Here is a 13019-nt window from a genome sequence, read left to right as displayed (position 1 = left end):
CGCGGTGACGAACGAGCTTGTCGAGCTCATCGTCACGGGCCAGATCCCGGAAGGCGGCCTGCTGCCCCCCGAAGGTCCGCTGAGCGAGCACTTCGGGGTGAGCCGCACCGTGATCCGTGAGTCGGTGAAACGGCTGGAGGAGAAGGGGCTGATCGTCGTCACCCAGGGCCGCGGCACCCAGGTCGCCCGGTCCGGGTCGTGGAACATGCTGGATCTCAGCATCCTCTCCGCCCTCATCGAGAACGACGATTCGCTGAGCATCCTCGACGAGCTCACGATCGTCCGGGGCAGCCTGGAATCGGCCATGGCCGGCGCGGTCGCCGCCCGTCACACCAAGGAGGAACTGTCACGCATCGAGCACGTGCTGGACGGCATGCGCGAGATGCGGCAGGAGAGCGACGCCTTCCGGCAGGAGGATGTGGTCTTCCACTTCACGGTCATGGAGATCTCCGGCAACCGGCTGGCGGAGAACATCACCAAACGTCTGTACCGTCGCGCGCTGGAGAGCAACCGGTATCACGGACTCGGCTACGAGGGAGCGTTCGAGTCGACCCTCGAGGAGCACGGCCGGGTGGTCGATGCCATCGCCCGGCACGACGTCGCCGGGGCGGAGCGGGAGATGCGTGACCACATCGTCAAATCCTGGCATCGGCGTCGCCCGGCAGCACCGCAGGAGGACGCCCCGTAGCTCCCGCCGCGGCCTCGCCGATCGTGGTCACCCACCGGGTGTCGGCAACCAGCCGCAGCCCGGCGCGCCCCGGGCGGATGTGCGGCCCGGGGCTGCCGGCCACCGGGTCGACCGCCCGGACCGCGGCGATCCGCTCCTGGTCCACCCGGATGCCGATGCCCGGCTCGTCGCCGAGGACGATTCCGCCGTCCATCACCTGTTGGTCGATCTCGAGCCCGATGGGAGCGTCGAGGTGCTGAACCTCGAAGCAGAGATGGTTCGGGACCGCGGCCGCGGCGTGCGCCACCGGGTTGGCGTGATAGGCCACCGGGCTCACCGGGAGGTCGCGGCTGTGCGCGACCGCGGCCACCCGCAGGAAGTGCGTGATGCCCCAGACGTTGCCGACCTGGACGATGTCGACGGCGTCGGCGTCGAACAACGGCCGGTACTGCTCCAGGCCGGTGAGGTTCTCGCCGGTCGCCACGCCCGCGCGGACGTGCTGTCGCACCGAGGCCAGGCCCGCCGTGTCCCATCGGCGCACCGGTTCCTCGATCCAGGTGAGATCGACGGTACGCTCCAGTTCGCTCACGAAGCGGACCGCCTGCGTGCGGCTCCAGGACTCGTTGGCGTCGAGCATCAGCGCCGGGTGGGCCGAGTTGCGGCTCAGGACGTCGCGGACCGCCACCAGCCGGCGCAGGTCGTGGGTGACGTCGTGGCCGCCCTTGAGCTTGGCCGAGCTGAAGCCGTGCTCCGCGTAGCGCTCGTACAGGCGCACCAGCGCGTCGTCGTCGAGGGCGATGTCCAGGCCGGAGGCGTAGCCCGGCACGAACCGGTCCAGCCCGCCGAGGGTGCGCCAGAGCGGCTCGCCGGCGGCCTTCGCCTTGAGGTCCCAGAGCGCCATGTCGACGGCGCCGATCGCACCGAACGCCGCACCGGCATGGCCGGTCTTGAAAACCCAGCTCAGCATGCGATCGTAGAGCGCGGTGACGGCCCGCGGGTCCTCGCCCTCGACGGCGCCGAAGACCCGGTCGATGTCGCCGTGCGCGCCGACACCGATACCCTCGAGCCCGTCGTCGGTCTCGACGACCAGCACGTGGACCTGCGTGCGCGGCTCGGGCATCACGCCGTTGGCGTCGCCGGTCAGCCGGCCCCAGTCGTACTCGGTCAGCAGGCTGCGGTAGCCGGTGATTTTCATGGTGGCTCCTCGTCCGATGAAATGGGGCTCACTCCTTGGTACCGCCGGCGGTCATGCCGGCGACCAGGAACCGCTGGGACACGAGGAAGACGATGAGCACCGGCAGCACCGACACCACCGTCGCCAGGGCCAGCGTCGGCAACTGCACCGACTGCGACCCGGCCGAACTGGGATTGAACGCCGGGGTCGAGGCGAGCAGCGAGGTCAGTCCGACCTGGACCGGATAGCCGTCGCTGGAGGGCAGCATCACGAAGGGCAGGAAGAAGTTGTTCCAGTTCTGCACGAAGCTGAAGAACGCCACCAGGGCCACGACCGGCGCGGCCAGCGGCAGGGCGATCCTGGTGAACACCTGGAACTCCCGGCATCCGTCGATCCGGGCCGCGGCGAGCAGGTCGCGCGGAATGCTGGTGGAGAAGTAGATGTACGTCAGGTACACGCCGAACGGGAAGAAGGACATCGGCAGGATCACCGACAGCGGACTGCCGATCAGGCCCACCACGTTGAGCTCGAGGAAGATCGGCAGGACGAGCGCGGTATTCGGTATCAGCATCACGACCAGGGTCAGCGCCAGCAGCAGCCGCCGGAAGCGGAACTCAGTCAGGGCGAGGGCATAGCCCGCCGGGATGCCGGCGACAAGGGTGATGACGAGCGCGCCCAGGGCGTACAGCGCCGAGTTCGTCATCCAGGTGGTGACCGCGCCGTCCTGGAAGCTGAACAGCCGGCTCCAGTTGGCGGACAGGTCGCCGGCGCTGCCGGGCGCGAACGGGTTGCCGACGATCAGGCCGCGCGCGGATTTGGTCGTGGCGAGCAGCAGCCAGACCAGCGGGATGGCGAAGAACAGCACGAAGACCGTCACGATGAGGGTGACGATCGTCCGGCCGCGCCAGCCGCTGACGCCGGGTCGCCGGGACGAGGGGGCGTCGATGTCCACGTCGGTCATCGATTCAGTCCCGCTCGAACAGGCCGCCGCGCGTCACGAAGACGGCTGACAGCGCGAGCGCGACGACGAGCAGGAGCAGGGAGATCGCCGCCGCTGCGTTGAAGTCGTTCTGCTGGAACGCGTACTGGTAGGCGAGCTGGTTGAGCGAGTAGTCGTTGGGCACGACCGCGTTGCTGGCCTGGGAGAGCAGCTGCGGCTCGACGAACAGCTGGGTGCCGGCGGCGAGCGACATGATGCACATGTACGAGATCCACTTTCGCAGCATCGGCAGCTGGATCCGCCAGGCGATCTGGACGACGTTGGCGCCGTCCACCCGGGCCGCCTCGATGACGTCGGCGCTGATGTTGTTGAGAGCCCCGTACATGATCACGATCCAGGCGCCGGCGCCGGTCCAGAAGGCAACCACCGCGAAGATCACCGGCAGGTTTCCCGGCGCGATGACCTGCACGAAGCTGTCGAAGCCCAGCAGCCGGAGCAGGCCGCCCACCGGGCTGGCCGTCGGGTCGAGGACGAACAACCACAGCAGCACGCTGGACGCGCCGGCCAGGGCGCCGGGCAGGTAGAACACCGACCGCAGGGTCCGGCTGAGCCAGCGCACCCTGATGGTGTGGACGATGACGGCCAGCAGGGTCACCAGCACCACCAGGGCGACCAGCCAGCAGACGAGGTAGAGCGCCACGTGCCGGACCGCGGGCCAGAAGCGGAAGTCGCCGACGACCTTGCTGAAGTTGGCCGATCCCGCGAAGCGGCCCTCGCCGTCGGTGAAGGCGAGATAGCAGGCGTAGAGGGCGGGGAGAAGGCCGAAGGCCAGCGCGAGCACCGCGTACACCGAGACGAAGCCGTAGCTCATCGCGTTGCCGCGGCGCGCGGGCGGCCGGTCGGCCGCCCGGTCCTTCACCAGGGTCGCCGCGGGGGCGGCGCCGACCATCGTCATCCGACCGTGTACCCGGCGACCTGTGCCTGATTCCTGATCGCCTCCTGCCATTGCGGAAGCATGGTGACCAGGCTCTTGCCGTCGGCGATCGCCGGGGTCATCGTCTTTGCCCAGATGGCCTCCTGGCTGAAGGTCCCGGCGCCCCAGCCGCTCCAGATCGACGTGCCGGCCTTGACCACCGCCTGCAGATCGGTCGCGTAGTAGCCGCTCGACTCCTGCTTCTTCACCCACCTGTCGGCGGCCGGCGCGTGCGCCGGATAACCGGGGGCGAGCTCGACCTGGTACTCGTCGGCCGTGGTGGCGAACCGGACGAAACTCTCGGCGGCCTTGAGGTTCTTCGAGTGGCTGCTGACGAACCAGGTGCCGCCGCCCACGTTCCCGGTCACGGCCTCCTCACCCTGCCAGGCCGGCGGTGCGGCAACCCCGAGCTGACCGGCCGGCACCTTGAGGGACTGCGGATTGTTGAAGATGGCCCCCGCATACCAGGCCGGGCCGGGCATCATCAGCACCTTGCCGGAGTACTTCTTGACGAACTCGGGCGTGAAGACGCTGATGTTGGGCGTGGTGCCGTTCTTGATCAGGGTGTCGAGCATGGCGGCCGCGCGCCGGCACTGCGGCGTCGTGGTGTTGACCGTGACCGTCGTCGGACCGGTGATGTCGTTGGCCTGGCACTTGCTGCCCCAGAAGTAGACCTCCGGCGTCCAGGCGTCGCCCACGGTGCCCACGATCGTGCCGGGGTGTTCCCGGGCGGCCTTCTCGCCGAGCGCCTGGTACTCCTGCCAGGTCGCCGGAACCTGGTAGCCGTACTCGTCCAGCAGGACCTTGTCGTACCAGAGCACCACCTGGGCGAGGTCGTTGCGCAGGCAGTAGACCTTGCCCTCGACGGTACAGGGGTTCAACGCGCCCGCGGTGAAGTCGTCGAGCGTCTCCTTCGGAACGAGTCCCTCGCTGAGGACGGCGGCGAACGCCTGTTTGCCGTTGCTCTTCTGGCTGGCCCAGGCCGCGTCGTTGTTCTGGGTCGAGAACACCACGTCGGGCCAGCCGCTCTGGGCACGGTCGAACAGCTGGATCTTGGTGCGGAAGGAGTTGGAGCCGTTCGCCGAGCCGTCGTAGGTCACGACCTGGATCGGCACCTCGGGATGAGCCTTCTTGAAGGCGTCGGCGGCCTTCGTGCGATCAGCGTCGACCCAGACCGTGATGGTGGCCTTGTCGTCCTGCCCGGCCTGGGGAAATCCGTAGGAGCCGGCGGTGGTTCCGCCCTCTGCGCCGCAGCCGGCCAGGGCGAGAGTGATGGCCCCGGCGCCGCCGAGGGCAGCCAGGAGGGATCTGAGGTACGGGGTACGTCTGGAACGGACCATGTGGCTGCCCTTCGTTGGGAGCTTCCTCATTGACGCCGTCAACTCGCGGCGATGATCTTCCAGCGCTGGTTGGCGCTCGTGGAGTCGCCGTACTGCCCGATGCCGGCGCCGCTGGTCGTGCGTCCCATGCCGTCGAGGTAGAGGCCGGTGGCCCGGTTGCGCAGCCGCACGTTGTTCGCGTCGGTGAGCACCGCCCACTGCTGGTTGGCCGACGTTCCCGAGGGATACTGGCCGACGGCGCTGCCGTTGGCGGTCCGGCCCATGCCGTCGAGGTACAGCCCGGTCCCCCGGTTCCTGACCCGCACATAGGTGCCCGAGTTCTCTATCACCCACTGCTGGTTGATGGTGGTGCCGGCGGGCGACTGACCGACATCGGAGCCGGCCGCCGTACGACCCAGGCCGTCGGCGTACCGGCCGGTGGCGGTGTCGACGATGCGGACCGTCGTGCTGCCGCCGGTGCCGATCCCCCAGGAGTACCGCAGCCGGTTCAGCCCGGACGGGTTGGTCAGCGTCAGGTTCAGGTCGGGTCCGGCGCCGCTGCGCCGGGTCAGGCTGTACCAGTCGCCGTCGCGCAGGCCCGGCCAGTAGACCCCGCCGACGCCGAGCTCACGCAGCTTGCCGCTGACGCCCCGGAGGTAGTCGGCGAAGAACGATCCGCTCGGGATGTCGTAGTCGATGGTGTCGTACGAGACCCCGTTCTTGCTGCCGGGGCCCATCGGCCCGCCCCACTCGGTGGCGACGGTCCGGGCGGCGTAGCCGCCGATGGAGCTCGCCAGGTGGTTGGCCCACGAGGTCTCGTCCTCGAATCCGGCGAAGAACGAGTAGTCGTGGACGGCGAGCAGGGTGTCGTTGAGCCTGCCGTCCTGGCCGACCGCGGAGACGTTCTGGGCGAGGCCGGCGCCGTCGAGGATGACCCGGCCGCGCGGCACGCCGGAGTGCCGGGCGAGCCAGGCGCTGTACAGGTTGTTCAGGTCCGTCGTGGAGTATCCGTACGGCTCGTTGATGACCTCGAAGTAGGCGTTGGCGTTGCCGGCGTAGCGGGCGACGACCGTGTCCCACATGCGGTCGTACGCGGCGGTGTCCCGGGGTCTGCCGCCGCTGACGGCCCAGTACGCCAGAATCACCTTGCCCATGGTGAGCGCCCGGTCGATCGCCCCGGTGTAGGTGTTCCAGTAGCCGGCCACGGTCGGCTCGTTGATCGGCATGCGCACGGTGTTGGCGCCGGTGATCGAGTAGAGCTGCCCGACCACCCGATCACCCACGGTGGCCGCCGAGGCGTAGGTGTCGGCCGAGCCGAGGCCGGACACGTAGAGCACCCCGTCGACGAAGTTGTCCCGCTGGTCGGCCCAGTTCACCCCGCGGAACTGCATGGTGTCGGCCCGCGCCGGCCCCTGCGGGACGACGGTTCCCGCGACGGCCAGCGCGGCGGCGAGCAGGATCCGGCTCGCACGGCGGGCGATCGGCCTGCCGCCGTACCCGGTCATCGCAGCGACCATTGCTGGTTGGTGCCGCCGTTGCAGGACCAGAGGTTGATCCTGGTGCCGTTGGCCGTGGCCGCGCCGGTGGCGTCCAGGCACAGTCCCGACTGGACGCCGGTGAGGGTTCCGTTGGCGTTGACGCTCCACTGCTGGTTGGCCTGGCCGTTGCAGTCCCAGACGATGACCGCGGTGCCGTTGGCGGTGCCCTGCCCGCTGGCGTCCAGGCACTTGGTGCCGCCGAACCCGGCGAGCTGCCTGGCGGACGTGTAGGTCCAGCCCTGATTGGCGGCGCCGTTGCAGTCCCACAGCTGGGTCGCGGCACCGTTGACGGCGGCGCCGCCCACCACGTCCACGCACCGTCCGGACTGCGCGCCGACGATGCGTGAGGCGGCCGGGGCGGGCGAACCGAACTGGCTGAAGAAGTCCCACACCACGGGCCGCGTCCACGACCTCTCACCGGGGTTGTAGTCACCGGCCGATCCGTCCACCGGGCCGGGGGTGTGGCCGGCATCGAACGCCGCCCATCCCACCGGATAGCCGGCCCGGCAACCCTGGTAGACGGTGACGGTGTGGGTGAGGCTGCCCTGCGCCGGCTCGGGCGGATTCTGCGCCGTGCAACCGTTGTTGCGGACGAACCGGTCCCGCAGCGAGCGCCCGTTGGAGATGTTCAGCACCGGGTCGCGCAGACCGTGCAGCCCGAGGTACGCGATCGGTTGCGTGCCGCCGCTGCACCCGCTGAGCTGACCGCCTGAATAGACCGCAACCGCCCGGAAGACGGTCGCCCGAGCGCAGGCGATCGCGTAACTCATCCCGCCGCCGTAGCTGAAGCCGAGCGAGAACAGCTGGGTGGTGTCCACGCACAGACCGTCCTCGATCAGGCCGACCATGGCGTCCACGAAGGCCAGATCCTCGCCACCGGAGTTGGCCCACCCGTTGTTCAGGCCCTGGGGTGCCACGAAGATCGCACTGTTGTTCGCCAGCGCCCGGAGCCCGTAGTAGGACCAGGGGTATCCGCTGGTGCCACCACCATCCACGTCGCCGGCGGTGCCGCCGTTCCAGTGAAAACCGAAGATCAGGCGGTACTGACGGTTGCTGTCGTAGCCGTCGGGGACGCGCAGGATGAACGTGCGGCTCTTGCCGCCGCTTTGGATCGTGTGCGTGCCGCCGGCCAGGGTCGGACTCTTGCCGCACCCGGCGGTGGCCGCGAGGGTTCCGGCGGACGCGGGCGGCGCGCCCGCCGACGCCTGCGGCGCCCGGGCCACCCCCAGACCGGCAATCAGCAGGGCGATGGCGGCGAACATCGCCGCCCGCCGCGGGAACGGCCTGACACAAGCCACGAGACTCTCCACTTCGCGCAAGGGTGCGGGGGGAATCCGCCCGAAGCCGGCTGGGCCAGGACTCCACTTCTGGGCTCGAGGCGCTGCGCCGCGGCCCTCCATCGAGGACATCATACGTCCCATGTCAATGATATTGGTCGATATCTTGGCAGCCTGGGCCGACACGGTAGGCGCCAAGCCAGCGCTAAATCGCTGGTCAACACGCACCGCACCCAGACCAGAAAGCGACAATCGTCGATTGTTCTCGAAACATCATTCGTATGATGAATAACGGCAGCTGCCTCTACACCCTCTCCGGGGTGTACGCGGCACCGACAGAGGTGGGCTTTCCGCAGCTGATCGGACAGGCCGGTGAAGCGGGCGGCGTCCGGGGCTAAACTGCTGATGGTCGGCAATCACGACCGGCGCCATCGGCCGCCGTCCCCGGCCGGCGACTCATCCAACGCAACAGGTGGTTGCGCGCAGGCACTCCCGGAGGGTGAACGGCGTGACCGATGGCAGCGGAAGGCGACCGGCCGCCTCCGAGTCCGGCCCGGAGTCGTGGCTGATCGACGTGGCGAACGCCGCCGCCCGCGATGCCGGCAATGCGCCGGTGGAGCTGCTCGGCGACTACCTGCCGCTGCTGGCTGACGCCGCGGTCAGCGGCCGCCGGCCCGAACGCGCCGAGCTCGACGCGGTGGGCCGGCTCGGCCGGCAGGCAGCCGAGCAGGGCATCTCGGCGGGCCGGGTGGTCCAGCTGTATCTGTCCGCGGCCCGCCGGTTGTGGCAGGACCTGCCCGTGGTGGTGCGTTCCCGCGACCGTGAGGCGGTTCGCGCCGCCGCGGCGGCGGTGCTGCACGTCATCGACGACGCGGTGGCCACCCTCGCCGAGGGCTACGCCGTGGCCCGCCGGGATCTGGTCCGCCGGGAGGAGACCCTGCGCCGGGAGCTCATCGACGACCTGCTGCGCGGCGACTCCGACCTGGCCACGCTGGTCGAGCGGGCCGAGCCGTTCGGCCTCGACCTCGCCCGCGTGCACCAAGTCGCCCTGGCCGCGCCGAGTCAGCGGCTGCCGGACACCGACGCCGCGATCAGTGCCCTCGAGTCGGTCATCTTCGACCGGCTCGGCGACCGCGACGTTCTGGTCGCCACGAAGGACGGACTACTTGTCGTGCTCGCGCCGGCACATCCCGCCGCGAACCGGGCCACACCCGCCCACGATCCCCGTCATGATCTCGGCCGGCTGATGCACGGGGAGCTCAACCGCCTGCGCAACGGACGGCCCTGGCGGGTCGCCGTCGGGCGGGCCCACCCCGGCCTCTACGGCATCGCCCGCTCATACGAGGAGGCTCGCGAGTCGCTGACCATGGCCGGGCGGCTGTTCGTCGACAAGCCCGTGATCAACGCCCACGACCTGCTCGTCTACCGGGTCCTGCTGCGCGACCAGCCCGCCATCGTCGACCTGGTGGGCGCGGTGCTCAGCCCGCTGGTGCAGGCTCGCGGTGGCGCCGAACCGCTGCTGGCCACCCTGGACGCGTACTTCACCACCGGGGCGGTGGCCACCGAGTCGGCGAAGCGCCTGCACGTGTCGGTGCGGACGGTGACCTACCGGCTGGAAAGGATCAAGACGTTGACCGGGTACGACCCGGCCGACCCGGAACACCGATTCACGCTGCAGGCCGCCGTGCTGGGTGCGAAGGCCCTCAACTGGCCCGCCGAGCCGCTCGCAAACGCCGGCTGAGCCCGGCGACCGGCCGGAGCCGGCGCTACCGGGGGCAGCGGGCGCAGCGGCGGGCGTGCGGCACGGTTCGCAGCCGGCCGAGGGGAATCGGCCGGCGGCAGTCCTCGCAGAGGCCGTAGGTGCCCTCGGACATGCGGCGCAGCGCGTGAGCCGTGTCGGCGATGGACTGCCGGACCGAGGCGGCCAGGACGTCCAGCGTGCGTGGGTCGTGTCCGCCGTGGCGGGGAAGCCGGCCGTAGATGACCAGCGCCGTGAGCTGGTTCGTCTGGACGACGAACTGTTCCTCGAGCATGCCGCGCAGCAGCTCCAGGGGTTCGTCCGGGATGGCTTCTTCCTGGTACGGGGCGAGAGTCACGATGTCCTCCGCAAGCTCGGTGGCGTCGTCAGGACTGGGCTGGGTGGCGTAGGAGTGACATGGCGGCCAGGCCGAGGCCGTGGAGCGCGGTCGTGCGCGGGGACGCCGCGCGGTGCACCCGCAGGCCCAGCGCGGTGGACAGCGCCACCGTGAGGTCGGGATGTGGCGCCGTTACCGACCAGCAGCATCCGGTGATGGTGCCGCGGTGCGCCGCCCACACGCCGACGGTGCTGCTGCCCAGGTCCACCGCGACCGCGGCCGGCAGGCCCGTGCGCGGCGCCGCGGCTCGGCGCGGCCCGGCCGAACAGACGGGCGAGGTGAGATTCGCGGGCACGGGGTCACACCCCTTTCACGGTTGGGAGACGCACGGTTCATCCGCTTGCGGCAGCACCCATCCTGGCCGCAGATCGACCTCGGTGCAGCGGCAGAACCCGGCGAAGAACCGCCGTGCACATTGCCGACGACCGGCAAGCTGCCGGTGTCGGCCGCAGGATTGCGCAGGTGCGGCGGGCCGCGAAAGGCCGCTCAGGGCCGGGACTAGGTCCGCAGCAGGTCGAGGTCGCGGCCCCGGGCGACGGCTTCGGTGCGGGTGGAGCACTGCAGTTTCCGGTAGATCGCGGCGACGTGGGCCTTCACGGTGTTGCGGGAGATGTGCAGTTCCTCGCCGATCTGCACGAGGGAGAGGTGCGTCGGCAGCAGCTGGAGTACCCGCATCTCCGCCCAGGTCAGCGCCATCGCACTCGGGACCTTGACGGGGCCGTCCCCGGCTACGAGGCGGGCCGAGACCCGGTGCAGCTGCCGCCGGAGCGTTCCCTCGGTCAGCAGCCCGGCCAGATGCCGTTCGGCCTCCACCGTCCGGAAGCGTGCCGCGTCGAAGTCGCCCAGCTCGACGAAGATCTCGGCGAGCGCGATCTCCACCTGTGCCGACAACCACGGCATCACCGCCGGTGACAGCGTGGTGTTCATCCGCAGGACGGTGGCGGCGTACCGCTGAGCGGCCACGTGATTCCCCTGGTGGGCGGCGACCCGGGCGGCGGCGACGTAGCCCAGGATGCTGAACAGGTGCTCCTCGATCCCGGCGGCCACGATCAGGTCGACCGCCTGGCCGGCCTTCTCCTCCGCGTCGGCCCAGTCGCCGCGGTCCGCCGCGAGCAGTGACAGCTCGGCCAGGGCGATCGCGGCCGCCGTCGGCGGCAGCCCCTCCCTGCCGAGCCGGGCGGCCAGGGCCAGCTCCTTGACCGCCAGGTCCGCGGCGCCGGTCAGCGCGTGGGCGATGCCCAGCGTCGCCATCGCCGGCGGAAACCACGGGCTGCCGGGCGGCTCGCTCTCCGTGGCCGCCGTCGCGTCAAGCAACATCTGGTCGACGCCCAACACCCCCAGGGACCCGCGCAGAACCGTGATGGCGGAGGTGAGCGAGCTGCTGCCGTCAGGCAGCGGGCCGTCGAACGATCCGCGCTGCGCGGCATGCAGACACCGCTGCGCGCCCGGCATGTCTCCGATGAGAGCCAGCGTCCACGCCGCGGTGATCGCCAGCGGCGGGTAGCCGACCAGGCCCGCCGGACCCAGTGCGTCCAGCCACCGCCGGACCGTCCGCAGCCGGCCGGCGGCGACGAACTCCGGCGCGTGCCGGTTGATCAAGCGGGCCGCCGCGACGGTGTCTCCACCCGCGAGCCGGTGCCCGATCGCCTTCTCGTACTGGCCCTGCTCCTCGTACCAGCCGGCCGCGAGCCGGTGCACCCGCGACTCCTCGCCGGGTTCGCGCCGGCGGAGTTCGGACACCAGCATCTCGGCAACCAGGCCGTGGTAGCGGTACCACTCGCCGCGCCGGTCCAGCGGGACGACGAACAGGTTCCGGCGCGCCGCCTCGGCCAACCGGCGTGCGGAGTCATCGCGGCCGAGCACGTGGTCGCAGAGGGCACCGGACATCTGGTCGAGCGGGGCCGTACGGGTCAGGAACAGCACCGTCTCCGGCGACGCCCGGGAAAGAAGCTCCTCCCCGAAGTAGTCCGCGAGGTAAGGGTCGTCGCCGGTCAGCTGTTTCGCCGCGGCGGCGGGATCCGGTGCGGCCCGGATGGCCCGCGCGGCGAGATAGACGCCGGCGGGCCACCCCTCGGTGCGCCGGACGAGGGCGTCGACGGTGTCGTCCGAGGAGTCCACACCGGCCCGGGCCAGCACCACCCTGGCCTCCTGTGTGGTGAACGCCAGGTCCCCCGCGTCGAGCTCGGCGGAGCGGTCCTCGCTGCGCAGCCGGCCGAAGCCGTGCATCAGCCGGGACCCGACCGCCAGCTGGAAGCCGGCCGGGAGGCCGGCGGCAAGCGCGCGGATGAAGTTCATCGCCGCGACGTCGTGCAGCTCATGGACGTCGTCGAGCACCAGAACCCCCGGCCGGTCCCAGTCCCGCAACGACGTCAGGAGGTGGCCGAGCGCCGTCAGGTGCCGCGAGCCGTCGCCGGCCGAGAGAGCGCGGAACACCGCCGGGTCCAGCGGCCGGATGCGGTGCAGCGCCACGGCGATGTGGCAGGCGAGACGAACCGGGTCCCCGTCGGCCTCGTCGACCGTCACCCAGGCGAACTCCCGGGAGTCCGCAGCCGCCCACTGGCCCAGCACTGTCGTCTTCCCGTATCCGGCGGGCGCGGTCACCAGGATGAGCGACGCGCGCCCGGACGTCGCGGCGAGCGCGTCCAGCAGCCTGGTCCGCGGGATCAGACCGTCCCGGTGAACCGGGCGCAGAACCTTCGCCTCGACCGCGGCGAAAGGAAGCTCCCAGCCATCACTGCCCACCATCCACTCACCCTCGTTCTAGCGGCAACCCGAGCCACTGCCACCGTCGGTCGCGAGCAGGATTCACACGCTACCCCGCGACCGCGGCGCCCAGGCACCCCAAACGGTTTCCGACCTGAGCTCTGGATCACCCGCCAGGAAGCGGGACGTTCGGCCCTGCCGACGACCTGACACTGCTTATGGCCGGCGCCAGAGCTCGACGGCGGACGCGACGTCGATGACGTCCGCGATCGTCCGGCGTCATCGTGACCGGG

Annotated in this window: 11 protein-coding genes; 2 read left to right on the top strand and 9 right to left on the bottom strand. The window is 70.6% G+C overall.

Features of this window, described 5'->3' with window-relative positions:
• Window positions 1-4: 4 nt before the first annotated feature.
• Window positions 5-688, top strand: a complete 684-nt coding sequence (locus AB0F10_RS10385; RefSeq protein ID WP_360622198.1) for an FCD domain-containing protein — start codon at window positions 5-7, stop codon at window positions 686-688.
• Here the strand turns inward: AB0F10_RS10385 and AB0F10_RS10380 are convergent.
• Genes AB0F10_RS10380 through AB0F10_RS10355 form a run of 6 tightly spaced genes read right to left on the bottom strand, consistent with a single transcriptional unit; the run spans window position 636 to window position 7909 of the window.
• A complete protein-coding gene (locus AB0F10_RS10380) occupies window positions 636-1862 on the bottom strand; it encodes a mandelate racemase/muconate lactonizing enzyme family protein (RefSeq protein ID WP_360622196.1) in 1227 nt (408 codons plus the stop codon). The genes AB0F10_RS10385 and AB0F10_RS10380 overlap by 53 nt on opposite strands.
• Before the next feature lie 28 nt (window positions 1863-1890).
• On the bottom strand, window positions 1891-2802 hold the full coding sequence (locus AB0F10_RS10375) for a carbohydrate ABC transporter permease (protein ID WP_360622194.1): 912 nt from the start codon (window positions 2800-2802) through the stop codon (window positions 1891-1893).
• A gap of 4 nt (window positions 2803-2806) precedes the next feature.
• Window positions 2807-3736, bottom strand: a complete 930-nt coding sequence (locus tag AB0F10_RS10370) for a sugar ABC transporter permease (protein WP_360622192.1) — start codon at window positions 3734-3736, stop codon at window positions 2807-2809.
• Window positions 3733-5094: an extracellular solute-binding protein gene (locus AB0F10_RS10365; RefSeq protein WP_360622190.1), complete on the bottom strand. Its 1362-nt coding sequence runs from the start codon at window positions 5092-5094 to the stop codon at window positions 3733-3735. Before AB0F10_RS10365 ends, AB0F10_RS10370 begins: the two co-directional genes overlap by 4 nt.
• Before the next feature lie 38 nt (window positions 5095-5132).
• Window positions 5133-6578, bottom strand: coding sequence for an RICIN domain-containing protein (locus tag AB0F10_RS10360; protein WP_360622188.1), 1446 nt, complete (start codon window positions 6576-6578; stop codon window positions 5133-5135).
• Complete coding sequence (locus AB0F10_RS10355; RefSeq protein WP_360622186.1) at window positions 6575-7909, bottom strand: RICIN domain-containing protein; 1335 nt, start codon at window positions 7907-7909, stop codon at window positions 6575-6577. The genes AB0F10_RS10360 and AB0F10_RS10355 overlap by 4 nt, the downstream gene beginning before the upstream one ends.
• Window positions 7910-8396: 487 nt before the next feature.
• Here AB0F10_RS10355 and AB0F10_RS10350 point away from each other — a divergent pair, with 487 nt between their 5' ends.
• Window positions 8397-9629, top strand: coding sequence for a helix-turn-helix domain-containing protein (locus tag AB0F10_RS10350; RefSeq protein ID WP_360622184.1), 1233 nt, complete (start codon window positions 8397-8399; stop codon window positions 9627-9629).
• A 25-nt stretch (window positions 9630-9654) separates the two neighbouring features.
• Here the strand turns inward: AB0F10_RS10350 and AB0F10_RS10345 are convergent, their stop codons facing one another.
• The 3 genes from AB0F10_RS10345 to AB0F10_RS10335 form a co-directional block, all read right to left on the bottom strand.
• Window positions 9655-9984 carry a TraR/DksA C4-type zinc finger protein gene (locus tag AB0F10_RS10345; RefSeq protein WP_360622182.1) on the bottom strand — a complete coding sequence of 110 codons (330 nt, stop codon included), beginning with the start codon at window positions 9982-9984 and terminating at the stop codon, window positions 9655-9657.
• 28 nt (window positions 9985-10012) lie between these two features.
• The gene (locus AB0F10_RS10340; protein WP_360622180.1) at window positions 10013-10318 is read right to left on the bottom strand and encodes a hypothetical protein; all 306 of its coding nucleotides are present in this window, start codon (window positions 10316-10318) and stop codon (window positions 10013-10015) included.
• 203 nt (window positions 10319-10521) lie between these two features.
• Complete coding sequence (locus tag AB0F10_RS10335; RefSeq protein ID WP_360622178.1) at window positions 10522-12768, bottom strand: LuxR C-terminal-related transcriptional regulator; 2247 nt, start codon at window positions 12766-12768, stop codon at window positions 10522-10524.
• Window positions 12769-13019: the final 251 nt, after the last annotated feature.

This window comes from Actinoplanes sp. NPDC026623 (assembly GCF_040638275.1).
In the GTDB taxonomy this organism is placed as follows: Bacteria; Actinomycetota; Actinomycetes; order Mycobacteriales; family Micromonosporaceae; genus Actinoplanes.
The sequence above is the reverse complement of the archived record's forward strand: the minus strand, read 5'-3'. Positions and strand labels throughout refer to the sequence as shown.

Coding starts and splice junctions, on each gene's coding strand:
- AB0F10_RS10380 (WP_360622196.1), bottom strand. CDS start 1,862: ATGAAAATCACCGGCTACCGCAGCCTGCTGACCGAGTACGACTGGGGC.
- AB0F10_RS10375 (WP_360622194.1), bottom strand. CDS start 2,802: ATGACCGACGTGGACATCGACGCCCCCTCGTCCCGGCGACCCGGCGTC.
- AB0F10_RS10370 (WP_360622192.1), bottom strand. CDS start 3,736: ATGACGATGGTCGGCGCCGCCCCCGCGGCGACCCTGGTGAAGGACCGG.
- AB0F10_RS10365 (WP_360622190.1), bottom strand. CDS start 5,094: ATGGTCCGTTCCAGACGTACCCCGTACCTCAGATCCCTCCTGGCTGCC.
- AB0F10_RS10360 (WP_360622188.1), bottom strand. CDS start 6,578: ATGACCGGGTACGGCGGCAGGCCGATCGCCCGCCGTGCGAGCCGGATC.
- AB0F10_RS10335 (WP_360622178.1), bottom strand. CDS start 12,768: ATGGTGGGCAGTGATGGCTGGGAGCTTCCTTTCGCCGCGGTCGAGGCG.